Source organism: Paenarthrobacter sp. TE4293 (assembly GCF_050435325.1).
GTDB classification, from domain to species: Bacteria; Actinomycetota; Actinomycetes; order Actinomycetales; family Micrococcaceae; genus Arthrobacter; species Arthrobacter nitroguajacolicus_C.
Genome location: NZ_JBNJRY010000002.1, coordinates 1 through 14,703, shown reverse-complemented (window position 1 = coordinate 14,703; position 14,703 = coordinate 1). Strand labels below are relative to the sequence as shown.

13 protein-coding genes are annotated in these 14,703 nt (G+C 65.2%); 7 read left to right on the top strand and 6 right to left on the bottom strand.

The genetic code is table 11. The features are described from left to right. Positions 1-4 precede the first annotated feature (4 nt). Positions 5-1,213, top strand: coding sequence for an AAA family ATPase (locus QF015_RS03595; protein ID WP_310201473.1), 1,209 nt, complete (start codon positions 5-7; stop codon positions 1,211-1,213). 88 nt (positions 1,214-1,301) lie between these two features. Here QF015_RS03595 and QF015_RS03590 read toward each other — a convergent pair whose 3' ends face one another. The 4 genes from QF015_RS03590 to QF015_RS03575 are packed head-to-tail and all read right to left on the bottom strand — an operon-like array spanning position 1,302 to position 5,420. Then, entirely contained in the window at positions 1,302-2,669 is a 1,368-nt protein-coding gene (locus QF015_RS03590) for an LLM class flavin-dependent oxidoreductase (protein ID WP_310201471.1), read from the bottom strand. A gap of 29 nt (positions 2,670-2,698) precedes the next feature. Then, the gene (locus tag QF015_RS03585) at positions 2,699-3,418 is read right to left on the bottom strand and encodes an ABC transporter ATP-binding protein (RefSeq protein ID WP_429387069.1); all 720 of its coding nucleotides are present in this window, start codon (positions 3,416-3,418) and stop codon (positions 2,699-2,701) included. Then, positions 3,394-4,308, bottom strand: a complete 915-nt coding sequence (locus QF015_RS03580) for an ABC transporter permease (protein ID WP_429387067.1) — start codon at positions 4,306-4,308, stop codon at positions 3,394-3,396. Before QF015_RS03580 ends, QF015_RS03585 begins: the two co-directional genes overlap by 25 nt. 2 nt (positions 4,309-4,310) lie before the next feature. Further along, positions 4,311-5,420: an ABC transporter substrate-binding protein gene (locus QF015_RS03575; protein WP_429387065.1), complete on the bottom strand. Its 1,110-nt coding sequence runs from the start codon at positions 5,418-5,420 to the stop codon at positions 4,311-4,313. A 459-nt stretch (positions 5,421-5,879) separates the two neighbouring features. Between QF015_RS03575 and QF015_RS03570 the strand changes: the two genes are divergently transcribed. Beyond that, entirely contained in the window at positions 5,880-6,386 is a 507-nt protein-coding gene (locus tag QF015_RS03570) for a GNAT family N-acetyltransferase (RefSeq protein ID WP_310201463.1), read from the top strand. Positions 6,387-6,448: 62 nt separating this feature from the next. After that, the gene (locus QF015_RS03565) at positions 6,449-6,829 is read left to right on the top strand and encodes a RidA family protein (protein ID WP_429387061.1); all 381 of its coding nucleotides are present in this window, start codon (positions 6,449-6,451) and stop codon (positions 6,827-6,829) included. A 71-nt stretch (positions 6,830-6,900) separates the two neighbouring features. Here QF015_RS03565 and QF015_RS03560 read toward each other — a convergent pair whose 3' ends face one another. Together QF015_RS03560 and QF015_RS03555 are read right to left on the bottom strand one after the other, a co-directional pair. Further along, positions 6,901-7,560, bottom strand: a complete 660-nt coding sequence (locus tag QF015_RS03560; RefSeq protein ID WP_310201459.1) for a response regulator — start codon at positions 7,558-7,560, stop codon at positions 6,901-6,903. Then, complete coding sequence (locus tag QF015_RS03555; RefSeq protein WP_310201457.1) at positions 7,553-9,253, bottom strand: sensor histidine kinase; 1,701 nt, start codon at positions 9,251-9,253, stop codon at positions 7,553-7,555. Before QF015_RS03555 ends, QF015_RS03560 begins: the two co-directional genes overlap by 8 nt. A 156-nt stretch (positions 9,254-9,409) precedes the next feature. On the opposite strand from QF015_RS03555, the gene QF015_RS03550 reads away from it, so the two are divergent. The 4 genes from QF015_RS03550 (at position 9,410) to gatB (ending at position 14,561) form a co-directional block, all read left to right on the top strand. Beyond that, on the top strand, positions 9,410-10,885 hold the full coding sequence (locus QF015_RS03550; protein WP_310201455.1) for a CitMHS family transporter: 1,476 nt from the start codon (positions 9,410-9,412) through the stop codon (positions 10,883-10,885). Between the two features lie 288 nt (positions 10,886-11,173). Continuing rightward, positions 11,174-11,470: an Asp-tRNA(Asn)/Glu-tRNA(Gln) amidotransferase subunit GatC gene (gene gatC, locus QF015_RS03545; protein WP_310201454.1), complete on the top strand. Its 297-nt coding sequence runs from the start codon at positions 11,174-11,176 to the stop codon at positions 11,468-11,470. A 5-nt stretch (positions 11,471-11,475) separates the two neighbouring features. Beyond that, entirely contained in the window at positions 11,476-13,053 is a 1,578-nt protein-coding gene (gene gatA, locus QF015_RS03540) for an Asp-tRNA(Asn)/Glu-tRNA(Gln) amidotransferase subunit GatA (protein WP_429387056.1), read from the top strand. Further along, positions 13,053-14,561, top strand: coding sequence for an Asp-tRNA(Asn)/Glu-tRNA(Gln) amidotransferase subunit GatB (gene gatB / locus QF015_RS03535; protein WP_429387053.1), 1,509 nt, complete (start codon positions 13,053-13,055; stop codon positions 14,559-14,561). Before gatA ends, gatB begins: the two co-directional genes overlap by 1 nt. The last annotated feature ends 142 nt before the right edge of the window (positions 14,562-14,703 follow it).

Below are 14,703 nucleotides of genomic sequence, written 5' to 3'. Positions count from 1 at the left end.
GCCAGTGATCACGACTCTCGCCATCGCCAACTACCGGTCCATCCGGGAGCTCGCCATGGAGCTGCATGGCCTGGACGTCGTGACCGGCGCAAACGGCAGTGGAAAGTCTTCGCTGTACCGCGCCCTCCGGCTGCTGGCCGAGTGTGCCGGGGGCGACTCCGGGAACGTAGTGGGCTCGCTGGCGCGGGATGGGGGTCTGGCATCAACCCTGTGGGCCGGCCCGGAGTCCATCAGCGAGGCCATGCGACGTGGTGACGTGTCGGTCCAGGGAACGGTCCGGCGCGAGTCGGTGAACCTGAAATTGGGTTACTCCGGCGACGACTTCGGATACTTGGTGGACCTGGGCATGCCCGCATCCAGTGGTGCGGGGTTTGACCCTGACACCGGACGGTCCCGCCCCTCCGCGTTCAGCCTGGACCCTGAGATCAAGCGGGAACAGATCTTCTCCGGCCCCTTGGCGAGGCCGGGTTCGCTGCTCGTGGATCGCAAGGGAAGCCTGGCCAAGCTGCGCGGTGCCGACGGTGAATGGACCGAGCTCTCCCGCCGGCTGGACACGTACCAAAGCATGCTCACCGAGGTGTCGGACCAGGATCGGGCTCCTGAGGTGCTGCGGGTCCGGGACTCGGTACGATCCTGGCGTTTCTATGACCATTTCCGTACTGATCCCGAGGCTCCTGCGCGCCAAGCGCAACTCGGGACACGCACCCCTGTGCTGCACCACAGCGGCAAGGACCTCGCTGCGGCTCTTCAGACGCTGCGCGAGGTGGGGTTCGAGCGGCAGCTGGATGCCGCCGTCGACCATGCCTTTCCCGGAAGCCGCCTTGGGATTGCCGTCAGCGACGGCCGGTTCAGCGTAGAGCTGCGGCAGCCGGGCATGCTCCGGCCCATGAAAGCTGCCGAGCTCTCGGACGGGACCCTGCGGTTCCTCCTGCTTACGGCGGCATTGCTGACGCCGCGTCCACCGGAGCTCATGGTGCTCAACGAACCCGAGACGAGCCTCCACATGGATCTGATGCCGGCACTGGCTGGGCTCATCGTCCAAGCCAGTGCCAACAGCCAGATGATCGTGGTGACTCACTCGGAAGCGTTGCTCAAGGCGCTGCGTGAGAGCGGGGCGGCGCACGAGCATGAGCTTTACAAGGACCTCGGTGAGACCAAGATCAAAGGCCTCGGTGCTCTCGAAGGGCCGTTGTGGAGCTGGCCCAAACGCTGACGGCCGCCCACGTGAGGGCGGCCCACCCTGAAGGTGGCAGCCCCGGCGCCTGCCCGGTCAAGCTCCAGTCAAGGTCCGGTATCGGGTCCTAGAAGGCTGATCCGATGGACGTGAGCTGCTGTGCCGCGGAACCAGCGAAACGGTTTCCAGGGCGTGCCAGGCCGTAGTGTCCACGGAGCGTCGACTCGGTGTACTCCGTGCGGAACAGCCCGCGCTGCTGGAGGATCGGCACTACGTGGTCCACGAAAACCTCCAGTCCTGAGGGCAGGACCGGCGGCATGATGTTGAAACCGTCAGCCGCGCCGGCGAAGAACCAGTCCTGGATGGCGTCGGCAACCTGCTCCGGCGTTCCGGAGAATGTACGGTGGCCACGCCCGCCGCCCAGGCGGCCGATCAACTGACGCACCGTGAGCTGCTCGCGCCGTGCCAGTTCCACGATCAGTGTGTAGCGGCTCTTGGCACCCTCGATCTCATCCTCGGAGGGCAGGTCCGCCGGCAACTGCCGGTCCAGGGGGAGGTCTTCGGGCTTCAACCGCAGGGTCTTGGCAAGCTGTTCCCTGGCATACTCCGGCTTGATCAATTCGTCGAGTTCCCGCTCAAGCTTGAGCGCTTCGGCTTCCGTGGAGCCAATCACCGGGACGATGCCCGGCAGGATCTTGATGCCTTCGGGGTCCCGGCCCACGGCGGCGGTACGTGCCTTCAGGTCCGCGTAGAAGGCCTGGGCGTCGGCCAGCGTCTGGTGTGCGGTGAAGACGGCTTCTGCGTACTGCGCGGCCAGCTTCTTGCCATCCTCGGAGGATCCGGCCTGGACGATCAGCGGGTGGCCTTGCGGTGAACGGGGGACGTTGAGCGGTCCCCTCACGCGGAAGTGCTTGCCCTCGTGCTCAATGGCGCGGATCTTGTTGTCATCGCCCCACACGCCCTCCGCCTTGTCCGCCAGGATGGCGTCGTCCTCCCAGCTGTCCCACAACTTCCGGGCCACCTCGATGAACTCCGCTGCCCGTTCGTAGCGAACGGCGTGGGCCGGCTGGTCATCCACGCCGAAGTTGCGGGCGGCGTCCGGTCCCGCCGTCGTCACGACGTTCCAACCGGCGCGGCCGCCGCTGACCCAGTCCACCGAAGCGAAGCGGCGGGCGAGGTTGAAGGGGTCGTTGTAGGTGGTGGAGGCGGTAGCGATCAGCCCGATGTTCTGCGTGACAGCGGCGATGGCGGTCAGCAGCACGGTAGGTTCCAGTTTCCCGGCAGGACGGCGGCCTACTTCCCCGAACAGGACAGGGGAGTCCGCGAAGAAGATGGAGTCCAGCTTTCCGCGTTCGGCTGTCCGGGCAAGGTGCTGGTAGTGCTCAACCTTGGTGGAGGACAGGGGATCGCTTTCGGGCAGGCGCCACGAAGCTTCGTGGTGTCCAGTGCTCATGAGGAAGGCGTTGAGGTGGAGGTGGCGCTGGGGTTCAGACATGGGTTTCTCCTTTGTTTGAGTACGAGGGGTCAGGCGGCTGCGTGGACGCCGAGGGCTTCAAGAAGTTCGCCCCTCAGCGAGGAATGGTCGACGGCGGTTCCGGCCTTGCGTTCAAGGGCGACACGACCGTCTTGGAGGACGATGACGCGGTCGGCAAGGGTGATGGCCTCGTCGACGTCGTGGGTGACGAGCAGGACGGCCGGCCGGTGCGCGGCCACGAGGTCCTTCAGGAGCGCGTGCATTTTCAGGCGGGTAAGGGCGTCGAGGGCGCCGAAGGGTTCGTCGGCCAGGAGCAGCCGGGGCTCCCGGACCAGCGACCTGGCCAGGGCGACGCGTTGCTGCTCGCCGCCGGACAGTTCGTGCGGCCACGCCTTTTCGCGGCCGGCGAGTCCCACCTCGGCGAGTGCGCGGCGACCGCGGGCATCGGCGTCGTGGTCCGTGAGTCCCAAGGTGACGTTGCCCAGTACGGTGTCCCACGGCAGCAGCCGGGAGTCCTGGAATACCACCGAAACCTGGTCCGGGACTTTCACGACACCACTGCCGCGGACGTCGCGGTCCAGCCCGGCGAGGGCGCGGAGCAAGGTGCTTTTGCCGCAGCCACTTGGACCCAGGAGGGCGACGAACTCACCCGGAGCGATATCGAGGTTGACGCCGTTGAGGACACCTTTCGGGCCGAAGCTGCGAATCAGGTTCCTGACGGAGACCTCGTAGGTCGGCGCCGGGGTCAGCCCGCCAGAGTGCGTTGCCATGACAGTGCCTTTCGTTCCAAAAGCCGGATGGCTGCGTCGGAGAGCAGGCCAAGGATGCCGTAGAGGGCCAGTCCGAGGACGATAATGTTGGTCTGGCCGTAGGTGCGGGCGAGCTCCATCATGTAGCCGATGCCGCTGGTGGAGTTGATCTGCTCCACCACCACCAGGGAGACCCAGGCGCCGGTGACAGCGAACCGAAGTCCCAGGAAGAAGCCGGGCAAGGCCCCGGGCAGCACCACCCGGCGGATGAACCCGGCGCGGCTCAGGCCCACGGTTTGTGCCAGTTCGACGTAGCGGAGGTCGATGCCGCGCAACCCGGCATGGGTTTGGAGGTAGATCGGGACGAATACGCCCAGGGTGATGGTGAGGACCTTCATGGTTTCGTCGATGCCGAACCACAGGATCAGCAGGGGAATCAAGGCCAGCCCGGGAATGGCGCGCTTGATGTGCACCGGACCATCGATCAGGGATTCCCCTACACGGCTCAACCCTGACAGCACCGCAAGCACGGCACCCACCACGATCCCGAAGAACAGTCCCAGGCCTGCCCGTTGCGCAGACACAGCCAGGTTTTCCTGGAGCCGGCCATCGGAGATCAGCTCGCCGGCCGTCGACACCACGGTCCATGGTTCGGAGAGGATGCGGGGGTCCAACAGCCCGGTCGCCGAGGCAACCACCCACAACAGGATCAGTGCGGCGGGACCCACCAGGCCGGCAAAGCGCCGGCGCGGCCCGGGACCCAGGCGACGGCTCGTCGGCCGGACGTCGGGGCGGCCCGTCAAAGCCGGGTCAAGGTGGGGTTCGACGGCGGCGCCCGGCTGAGTGCCGACGTCGCCTGTCCGCGGGGGAGCGGTAGCCGTGGGCGACCGCCGCGCAGCAGTTGTGGTCATGGCTACGCCCCCTTTCCTGCGGCGGCGTAGGCCGTGCCGCCGATGGCCTCGAACCGAAGGTCGTACAGCTTGGCGGCGTCCAGCTTCGGCTTTTTCTGTTCGCCTGACAGGAGGTCGATGGTTTGTTGGTGCCGGGCAATCGCGTCGGTCCAGGACGTCGGCAGGTCGCGCTCGCCGGCGCCATCAATCAGGTACTGGCCGTCCTCGGCGGAGAGCCCTTGGTTCTTGACGTAGTAGCCCTCGAGCCATTCCTTGGGGTGGTCCTGGATCCAGCGCTGGGCTTGTCCCCACAAACCGACGTATTCGGCGAGCGCCGCAGCCTTGGCCGGATCATCCAACACTTTGGCCGGAGCGTAGAGGTGGCCTGGATCGTCCCGGAGCCCGTGCCGCACCGTGGTTCCGCCGTCGGCGCCGTATTTGGCCAGGTACCTCTTGATCTGGACGCCACCGAGAGGGGCGGCATCGACCTGCTTGCTGGAGAGTGCCGTGGAGTAGGTGTCGCCGGTACTTGGCAGTTCCACCAGCTTCACGTCACTTTGCTGGAGCCCGGCTTTCTCAATGATGCGCAGCACCAGGGCACCTTGCGCCTGGCCTGGGCTGTACGCGATCTTCTTGCCGCGGAGGCCTTGAAGGTCCGTGATGCCGGCGCCGGGCGCTATGCCCAGTTCATACAAGGGGTGGTTGACGGCATCCTGGCGGTACACACTGGCGATGATGCGGACATCCAACCCGGTCCACGTTGCGTGAATCGGAGGGATGTCGGCCACTGAGCCCACGTCCAGGGCGTTGGCCCGGAACGCTTCGGTGGTGGCCGGACCGCCGGAGATATTGGCGAATTTCACCGGGAAGGTGAGCTTTTTGTCCAGCCCGGAGAGCTCGAGGGCGGCCTGCACAGAGGGATCGCCGACAACCAGGGTGGTACCTGACGGAACGGTGGTTGCCAACGGCGCAGTGACCTGGGCCGCCTGTGTAGTTTCGCCGCCGGCTGTTGCTGCTCCGCCGCAGGCCGTGAGAAGGCCAAGGGCAGGGATGGCGAGCAGGGCGCAGAGGACATGGCGGCGGTGGAGGTGGTTGGTGGGGAGTTTTTGGGCGCGGGAGGACGCGGAGAACATGGAAGCCTTTCAGGTGCGGGGGTGTTCGCTGGCGGCCCGGAGCCAGGGGCATCGACGGGGCAGCGATGTAGATCGCTTAGGTCTGAAGGCGGGTCGGACAGCAGGAGTGAGCCTGCGTGACGCGTGCATGGTGGTCGCTCGTGGGCATCGGTTCCTCCTGCCTGTCTCTACGAAGTTTCACGGCCTGGTGTTCGCCGTGTGGCAACTCAAGCATGCCCGCGTGGCCCTGCGCCAGCGTTTCGACATGTCCCCGCAACAGCACGAAACCAGGGTTCACCGCACGCCACGGAACTCCATCGGACGCCACGGGAAGCAACACAAAAGCAGCCCAGCGGGTGTCCACCTGGTCAACAAAAGCACGGGCCGCCGTCGTCGTGCGTTCCGTTCGTGACTGATAGTTCCATCACGGAAAGGCCCTTTTGGCGTCTTCGGTGCGACCGGCACGACTACCATTGGTAGGTGCTTTCGCCGATTACCGTCCGTCCCGCCCTGCCCGAAGACTACGACGCCGTTGCCCGCATTACGCAGGACTCCTACGTCACCGCGGGGTATTACGGCGACGCCGACCACCCGTACCTGCAGAAGCTCCAGGACGTGGCCGGCCGTGCAGAGCACGCAGACATCCTGGTGGCAGAGCGCAACGGCGAGGTCATCGGTTCGGTGACCGCGGCTCCTGCCGGCGGCGGCTTCTCAGACATCGGCCTGGAGGATGAGCTGGAACTGCGGACCCTCGTGGTCGACCCTGCGGTGCAGCGCTCCGGTGCGGGCCGGGCTTTAGTGCAGGCCGTCATCGACCAAGCCAAGGCCATGGACGGCATCAAGGCCGTATCACTGACCACCGGCGCCACGTGGGAAAGCGCCAACGCCCTGTACGCACGCACCGGCTTTGACCGCGCGCCGCACCGCGACTGGTTCGTTCCCGGTACCGACATAAAGCTGTTCGTTTACCGACTGGACCTTCCGTAGTCATAAAGTTTCCTTCGTAAACGCCGGTCACCGGACCGTGCGAAGCGACAGGAAGGCGCGGCATGCGCAAGACATTCGGCACGGGTTCGGTCTGGGAGCAGACCCTTGGATACTCCCGCGCTGTCCAGGTGGACAACACGCTCTTCATTTCGGCCACGGCTGCTTCCGGGCCTGACGGGATCGTGGGCGATGACTTCTACTCGCAGACCAAGTACATTCTCGAGAAACTCGGTGCCGTCCTTGACGATGCGGGCTTCTCCTACGAGGACGTGGTGCAGTCCAAGCTGTACCTGACGGACATCAGCAAATGGGAAGACGCCGGCCGCGCGCACGGTGAGGTGTTCGGCGAGATCCGTCCCACGCTTGCCCTGGTTCACGTCTTGCCATTCCTTGACCCGGAAATGCTGGTGGAGATCGAACTCGTGGCGCAGAAGTCCGCCTAGCTACACCCAATTGGGTAACAGCAGATGCTCCAGCGGGCATTGACTGCAGCGTTTGCTGTTACTTGCTCGGGTCAGGCCGGGACGCCGTAACGGTGTTCCGGCCGGCCTGTGGTTCCGTAGCGCAGCTGGATTTCGACGGCGCCATCGTCCGCGAGCGAGGACAGGTACCGTTGCGCTGTCGCCCGGGAAACGCCAACCCGTTCTGCCACCTCGGCAGCAGAATACTGCTCGCCGGGAAGCAACGATTCCAGGACGGCCGCCTCGGTTGCCGAGCGGGGTTTTGCGGCCGGGGTGACGTCACCGGGAATCAGGGAGCGCTTGGCGCGTTCAATGGTGGTCTGGTCCACGGCGGTCTGCTGCCCCAGAATCCTGCGGTACCTGGCGTAGGAGCGCAGCTGCTGGGAGAGGGACTCTGCGGTGAAGGGCTTGAGCATGTAACCCAGGGCGCCCCGCCGCAGCGCCACCCTGATGGATTGAGCGTCCGAGGCAGCAGTGAGCATCACGGCATCGACGTCCAGCTGGCCCAGGAGGTCCAGGCCGGAACCGTCCGGGAGGTAGACATCCAGCAACACCAGGTCCGGGCGCAAGCTGTGGATCGCTTGCAGGGCCTGGGAGACCGACCCTGCGGGGGCCAACGCCATGAAGCCGGCCACGGAATCCACATAGGCAGCGTGGAGCCTTGCCACGTGGAAGTCGTCATCCACGATCAGCACCCTCAAATCCTCAGCCACTGCTGTCCTCCCTCAAGGTAGAGTCGGCACCTGCATCCACTGTGCCGGAAAAGTCCATGACGCCGGGGATGGCCGCCATGAACACTGCCCCCGGGCCGCCTGTACTGCCTGGCTCCAGGATCCGGACGTCTCCGCCCCGCCGCCGGGCCAGCTGCCGCACTAAAGCCAGCCCCAAACCTTGTCCAGCCCCCGAGCGTACCGGTTGTTCCGACGTCGTAAATCCTTCCGCGAAAACCTCTTCGGCCGCCAGGCTTCCCAAACCGTCGCCCGAGTCTCCCACCACGATGTGGAGGGTACCGTCGTCGTGGGTGGCATCATCCAACAGTTCGACCTCCACCCAGCGCTCCCCAGCCGAACCGGCGACGGCGGCACTGACCGCGTTGTCGATCAGGTTGCCGAGAACTGTGGTCACGTCCTGCGGATCGGCCACGTGGCCCCGGACCAGCGTTTCGGGACCGATGCGGAGGGCCACACCGCGTTCCGATGCCTCCACGCCCTTGGCGCCGATAAACGCTTGCAGGTACGTGTCCTGCAGGAGCTCGGCCTGTTCCACGGGGAATTTCAACGGGCCGGTGGCCGAGATGCGGGCCAAGTATTCCTTGGCGGAGTCGTGCTGGCCGATGCTGAGGAATCCGGCGATCGTGTGAAGCTGATTGGCGAACTCGTGGCGCTGGGCGCGGAGGGCCGTGGACATGGTTCCCACGGCGTCGAGCTGGCGTGTGAGCTGCTGCAGTTCGGTGCGGTCACGCAGCATGACCACCCAGCCGAGGTCCTCCTTGCGGTGCCAGGCTTTTCGGGCGCTGACCACCAGGACCCTTCCGCCGGCCACGATTTCCACAGCCTCGGCGTCCCGTGCCGCCGGCTGCGTGAGCTGCTTCAGCTGATCCGGGACCGGCGCGGAAGCCCAGTCCTGCCCGGTCGCATCGGGCATGTCCAGAAGTCTGGCAGCGGCGGCATTGAAGACCGAGATGCGCCCGTCCGCGGCGATGCCGATCACGCCGTCGTCCACGCCTTGGAGTACCGCCACTTGGTCGTGGACGAGGGTGCTGATTTCTTCCGGCTCCAGGCCGAGAGTGAGCCGCTGCAACCTGCGCCGGAGCAGGAACGATGCCAGGACGCCGGCCAGCAGTGCTCCACCTGCGGTGAGGGCAATGGGCACGATGTCGCGGGCCAGGCTGTTGGTGAGTGACTCCACGGAGTAGCCCACGCTGACCTCGCCCACGATCGCGCCGGACGTGTCCGGCGCGTACACCGGGACCTTCGCGCCGGCGGAAGGACCAAGCGTTCCGGTGTTACGGGTGGTGATTTCCTGCCCGCTGAGCGCTACCGACGGATCGGTGCTGACGCGTTCACCCAGCCGGGCGGTCTCGGGGTGGGCGAGGCGCAGGCCGGTTTCGTCCGTGATGACGACGAACAACGCACCAGTCCGGACCCGCACGGCTTCGGCCGAGGCCTGAAGAGGTCCGGCGGCGAGGATCGCCTGGGGAGGCGTTCCCTCTTCCCTGCTGATGAGCTGCACATTGGTTCTGATATCCGGATCCGCGGCCACCGTCCGGGCCAGGGTGAGCGCTTGGTTTTCGGCTTCGTCGCCGATCCGTTCGTACACCAGCCAGGCGTGGACTGCGCCGCTGAGCAGGACCACCAGCAGCACTACTCCGAGTTGGAGGAGCAGGGTCTGGGTGGAAAAACGCATGCTCCATTGAAGCACTGAGCACAATGCGCAAAACGTTCGCAACGAGCAGTATTCCCAACAATTCCCCGAAACCCCTGCCCGTGACGGGCGCCACCCTATCGTCTGTAGTGCGCATCACACTGACGTGGTGCCATTCACAGTAGTAAGGAGCCGGCCGTGCTGGTTTTGCTTGGATTCGCAATGATTGCGGTATTCATGGTCCTGATCATGACCAAAAAATTGACGCCAGTGCTGGCGCTGATCATCGTCCCCACCGTCTTCGGCCTTTTCGCCGGTGCAGGCCTAGGCATCGGCGACATGGTGATGGACTCCATGAAGTCCATGACGTCCACGGCCGCGCTCCTCATGTTTGCCATCATCTACTTCGGTCTGATGATCGACGTCGGACTCTTTGACCCCCTGGTGAAGTTCATCCTGCGCAAGCTGGGCAACGACCCGGCCAAGGTGGTCCTCGGCACCGCCATCCTGGCAGCAGCAGTTTCTTTGGACGGCGACGGCTCCACTACCTTCATCCTCACCACGGCCGCGATGCTTCCGGTGTACCTGCGGCTCAAGATGAGCCCGGTGGTCCTCACCTGCGTGGCCGGCCTCGCCAACGGCACCATGAACATCCTCCCGTGGGGCGGCCCCACAGCCCGTGCAGCCACAGCGCTTCACCTGGACGTCAACGACGTCTTCGTGCCCATGGTCCCCTCACTCATCGTTGGCCTGATCGTCGTGCTGGTCTTCGCCTGGCTCCTCGGCCTGCAGGAACGCAACCGCCTCCGTGCCACCGCTCCCGGGATTTGGGGCGACGCCGCCGATGCAACAGATACGTTCGACGGCGGCACGGGTCGCGGCGGCTCTGTCGCCTCCGGCCTGGGTTCAGGGAAACGCGGTTCAACCCGCGCTGCAGGCAAGCCGGGCACCGGCGGAGGTTCCGGCGTCGCGGTTCTCAACGACCCCGCCACGCTGGTTGACGATCACGACACCGCCATGGCGGACACCGCACTGGACCCCAACCGTTCCACCCTGCGACCCAAGCTGTTCTGGTTCAACCTGGGCCTGACCGTCGCTGTCATGGTGGTCCTGGTAGCCAACATCGTCCCTCTTCCCTTCGTGTTCATGGTGGGCTCCGCGATCGCCCTGCTGGTCAACTTCCCCAAGGTCAAGGACCAGGGCGCACAACTGATCGCCCACGCACCGTCCATCGTGGCCGTGGTCAGCATGGTCATGGCCGCCGCGGTCCTCACCGGCGTCCTCAACGGCACCGGCATGGTCAAGGCCATGTCCGAGTGGCTCGTCCAGATCATCCCCGCCGACATGGGCCCTTTCATGGCAATCATCACCGGCATCCTGAGCATCCCGATGACGTTCTTCATGAGCAACGACGCCTTCTACTTCGGCGTCCTTCCGGTGCTCAGCGAAACCGCAGCCCACTACGGCGTGGATGCAGTGGACATGGCACGTGCCTCCATCACCGGCCAGCCCTTCCACCTCCAGAGCCCCCTGGTCCCGGCCATCCTCCTGCTGGTCTCCCTGGCCAAAGTGGACCTGGGCGACCACCACAAGAAGGTCCTCTGGCGCACGGCAGTGATCTCCCTGGTGATGCTCGCTGTCGGTGTCCTGACCGGAGCCATTGGCATCGGCTAACCCGCCGAAGCACCCAAGTCCGACATGGTCCGCTCTGCTGTCTCGCTTGTTGTGGGGGTTGGCTAAGCGCCGGGTGGGTTCCGCGTTAGGGGGTGAGGCACATCGGCGGTAGTCGGGACCTCCCGTAGGCTGCGTCCAAGCGAGGAACGAGCGAGCAGCCGAGGGAGCGTCGCGTCTGGCGCCGAAAGGCGCCAAAGCCGCTGCAGCCCACCCATTCGGCGTCGGTACCGTCCCGCCCGGACAAGTAGACTGGTTCGGAAAACCATTTAAACTTTGCAGGGGAGATCCATGGCTGCGATCAACCGTGAGGACGTCGCGCATCTTGCGCGTCTGGCTCACATTGAAATGAGTGCCGAAGAACTGGACAGGATGGCTGTTGAGCTTGCTGTCATCGTGGATTCGGTGAAGAGCGTGAGCGAAGCTGCGGGGGAGGATGTCCCGGCGACGTCGCACCCGATTCCGTTGACCAACGTGTTCCGTGAGGACGTTGTGGGCCACACGTTCACGGCTGAGCAGGCGTTGTCCGGCGCTCCGGATGCTTATGAGAACCGTTTCAAGGTCCCGGCAATCCTGGATGAGGACTAATCACTATGACTGAATCGAAGAACGAGCTCATCCGCCACTCCGCTGCCGATCTCGCTGCGAAGCTGGCCGCCCGCGAGGTTACAGCCGTCGAGGTGACCCAGGCGCACCTTGACCGCATTGCCCTTGTTGATGGCGGCGCCGACGGTATCCACGCATTTTTGCACGTGAACAGCGAAGAGGCTTTGGCTGTCGCGGCTGAAGTTGACGCCGCCCGTGCCGCCGGCGGTGCCGCTGCCGGGGAGTTGCACGCCCTCGCCGGTGTGCCGATCGCGGTCAAGGACCTCATCGTCACGATTGGCCAGCCGACGACGGCTGGTTCGAAGATCCTTGAGGGCTGGCACAGCCCGTATGACGCCACCGTGGTAAAGAAGCTGCGCGCGGCGAAGATGCCAATCCTGGGTAAGACCAACCTGGATGAATTTGCCATGGGTTCCTCCACGGAGCACTCGGCGTACGGCCCCACCCGCAACCCGTGGGACCTGGACCGGATTCCCGGCGGTTCGGGCGGTGGCTCCGCTGCCGCCGTCGCCGCTTTCGAAGCGCCGCTGGCGCTCGGCACGGACACCGGCGGCTCCATCCGCCAGCCTGGTGCCGTCACCGGAACCGTTGGCGTGAAGCCGACATACGGCGCAGTGTCCCGTTACGGTGCCATTGCCATGGCGTCGTCCCTGGACCAGATCGGCCCCGTTTCACGTACGGTTTTGGACTCGGCATTGCTGCAGGAAGTCATCGGCGGCCATGACCCCTTTGACTCCACGTCCCTGACGGATCCGTTCAACGACCTTGTGGCCGCCGCCCGGGTGGGCAACGTCGCCGGCATGAAGATCGGCATCGTCAAGGAACTTCACGGCGAGGGCTACCAAGCCGGCGTCGAGAACCGTTTCAACGAGTCGCTTCAGCTTCTGAAGGATGCCGGTGCGGAAATCGTCGAGGTGTCCTGCCCCAACCTGAAGTACGCCTTGGGTGCCTACTACCTGATCATGCCGTCCGAGGTGTCCAGCAACCTGGCCAAGTTCGACGGCGTCCGCTTCGGCATGCGCGTCCTGCCCAAGGACGGTCCCATGACCATCGAACGCGTCATGGGTGCTACCCGTGCCGCCGGCTTCGGCGACGAAGTGAAGCGCCGCATCATCCTGGGCACGTACGCACTGAGTGCCGGCTACTACGACGCCTACTACGGCTCGGCACAGAAGGTCCGTACGCTGATCCAGCGCGACTTCGACGCCGCGTTCGCCAAGGCCGATGTCCTCATTTCGCCTACGGCTCCCACCACGGCGTTCAAGCTGGGGGAGAAGCTGGACGATCCGCTGGCGATGTACCTGAATGACGTCGCCACCATCCCCGCCAACCTTGCGGGGATCCCGGGCCTGTCCCTGCCGGGTGGCCTGGCTGACGAAGACGGCCTGCCCGTCGGTATCCAGTTGCTGGCCCCTGCACGCCAGGATGCCCGCTTGTACCGCGTGGGTGCGGTCCTCGAATCCATGCTCGAAGAGAAGTGGGGCGGCCCGATGCTTGCGCAGGCGCCGGATCTGAAAAATGCTGTCCTTGGCGCAGCATCCAACACCGCCGGAGGTTCCAACTAATGTCCGTCGACGCAACCCTGAGCTTCGAAGAGGCGATGGAGAAGTACGATCCCGTCCTGGGATTCGAGGTCCACGTGGAGCTCAACACCAAGACCAAGATGTTCTCCTCCGCGCCGAACGTTTTCGGTGACGAGCCGAACACCAACGTCAACGAGGTTGACCTGGGCATGCCCGGCGTCCTGCCCGTGGTGAACAAGACGGCTGTGGAGTCCTCCATCAAGATCGGCCTTGCCCTGAACTGCAAGATCGCCGAGTCCTGCCGCTTCGCCCGGAAGAACTACTTCTACCCGGACACTCCCAAGAACTTCCAGACCTCCCAGTACGACGAGCCGATCGCCTACGACGGTTACCTCGACATCGAGTTGGAGGACGGCGCGGTCTTCCGCGTGGAGATCGAGCGCGCCCACATGGAAGAGGACGCCGGCAAGCTGACCCACATGGGTGGCGCTGCGGGCCGGATCCAGGGTGCCGACTACTCGCTGGTGGACTACAACCGGTCCGGTGTGCCGCTGGTGGAAATCGTCACCAAGCCCATTGAGGGTGCCGGCAGCCGTGCGCCTGAATTGGCCAAGGCCTACGTTGCGGCTGTTCGCGAGATCGTGAAGAACCTCGGCGTGTCCGATGCCAAGATGGAGCGCGGCAACGTCCGCTGCGACGCCAACGTCTCCCTGCGCCCGCACGGCCGGGAGCGGTTCGGCATCCGTTCGGAAACCAAGAACGTGAACTCGCTGCGCGCCGTCGAACACGCCGTCCGTTACGAAATCCAGCGCCATGCTGCCGTCCTGGAATCCGGCGAGCCGGTCATCCAGGAGACGCGCCACTGGCACGAGGACACGCGTTCGACGACGTCGGGCCGGCCCAAGTCCGACGCTGACGATTACCGCTACTTCCCGGAGCCTGACCTGGTACCCGTCGTCGCCTCCCGTGAGTGGGTGGAAGAGCTCCGCGCCACCCTTCCCGAGCCGCCGGCCGAGCGCCGCAAGCGCCTCAAGGAAGCCTGGGGCTACTCGGATCTGGAGTTCCGCGATGTGGTCAACGCCGGCGTCATGGATTCCATTGAGGAAACCATCGCCGCCGGTGCGTCCGCCGATGTCGCCCGCAAGTGGTGGATGGGTGAGATCGTGGGCCGCGCCAAGGTTGCGGATGTCGATCCTTCCGAGCTCGGTGTCACGCCCCAGGTCATCGTCGAACTCAACAAGCTCGTCGAAGACGGCAAGATCAACAACAAGATGGCCACCCAGGTACTGGACGGCGTGCTCGCCGGCGAAGGCACCCCCGCGGAGATCGTCGAAAAGCGCGGACTCGCCGTTGTCTCCGACGACGGACCCCTCCTGGAAGCCATCGACGCAGCACTGGCAGCACAGCCGGATGTCGCTGAGAAGATCCGTGGCGGCAAGGTCCAGGCCATCGGCGCGATCGTTGGCGGTGTCATGAAGGCCACCCGTGGCCAGGCCGACGCCGGTCGTGTCCGTGAACTCATCCTGGAGAAGCTCGGCGTCGAGGGTTAAGTCCCGCAGCATACGCCCACGCAGCCCGCAGTTGTGGGGGGTTTTTTTGTCGTGAAAAACACCACCACACCCGGCGGGGGTTGGGTGTGTGGGGGGCCCCAAGGGGGGACGGGCCCCCCCACCCCCCGCCCGCGCCACGCCC

Excerpts from the sequence above, each read along its gene's own strand:
- QF015_RS03555 (WP_310201457.1), bottom strand. The coding sequence starts at position 9,253 with ATGCGTTTTTCCACCCAGACCCTGCTCCTCCAACTCGGAGTAGTGCTG.
- gatC (WP_310201454.1), top strand. The coding sequence starts at position 11,174 with ATGGCTGCGATCAACCGTGAGGACGTCGCGCATCTTGCGCGTCTGGCT.
- QF015_RS03585 (WP_429387069.1), bottom strand. The coding sequence starts at position 3,418 with ATGGCAACGCACTCTGGCGGGCTGACCCCGGCGCCGACCTACGAGGTC.
- QF015_RS03590 (WP_310201471.1), bottom strand. The coding sequence starts at position 2,669 with ATGTCTGAACCCCAGCGCCACCTCCACCTCAACGCCTTCCTCATGAGC.
- QF015_RS03580 (WP_429387067.1), bottom strand. The coding sequence starts at position 4,308 with ATGACCACAACTGCTGCGCGGCGGTCGCCCACGGCTACCGCTCCCCCG.
- QF015_RS03565 (WP_429387061.1), top strand. The coding sequence starts at position 6,449 with ATGCGCAAGACATTCGGCACGGGTTCGGTCTGGGAGCAGACCCTTGGA.
- gatB (WP_429387053.1), top strand. The coding sequence starts at position 13,053 with ATGTCCGTCGACGCAACCCTGAGCTTCGAAGAGGCGATGGAGAAGTAC.
- gatA (WP_429387056.1), top strand. The coding sequence starts at position 11,476 with ATGACTGAATCGAAGAACGAGCTCATCCGCCACTCCGCTGCCGATCTC.
- QF015_RS03575 (WP_429387065.1), bottom strand. The coding sequence starts at position 5,420 with ATGTTCTCCGCGTCCTCCCGCGCCCAAAAACTCCCCACCAACCACCTC.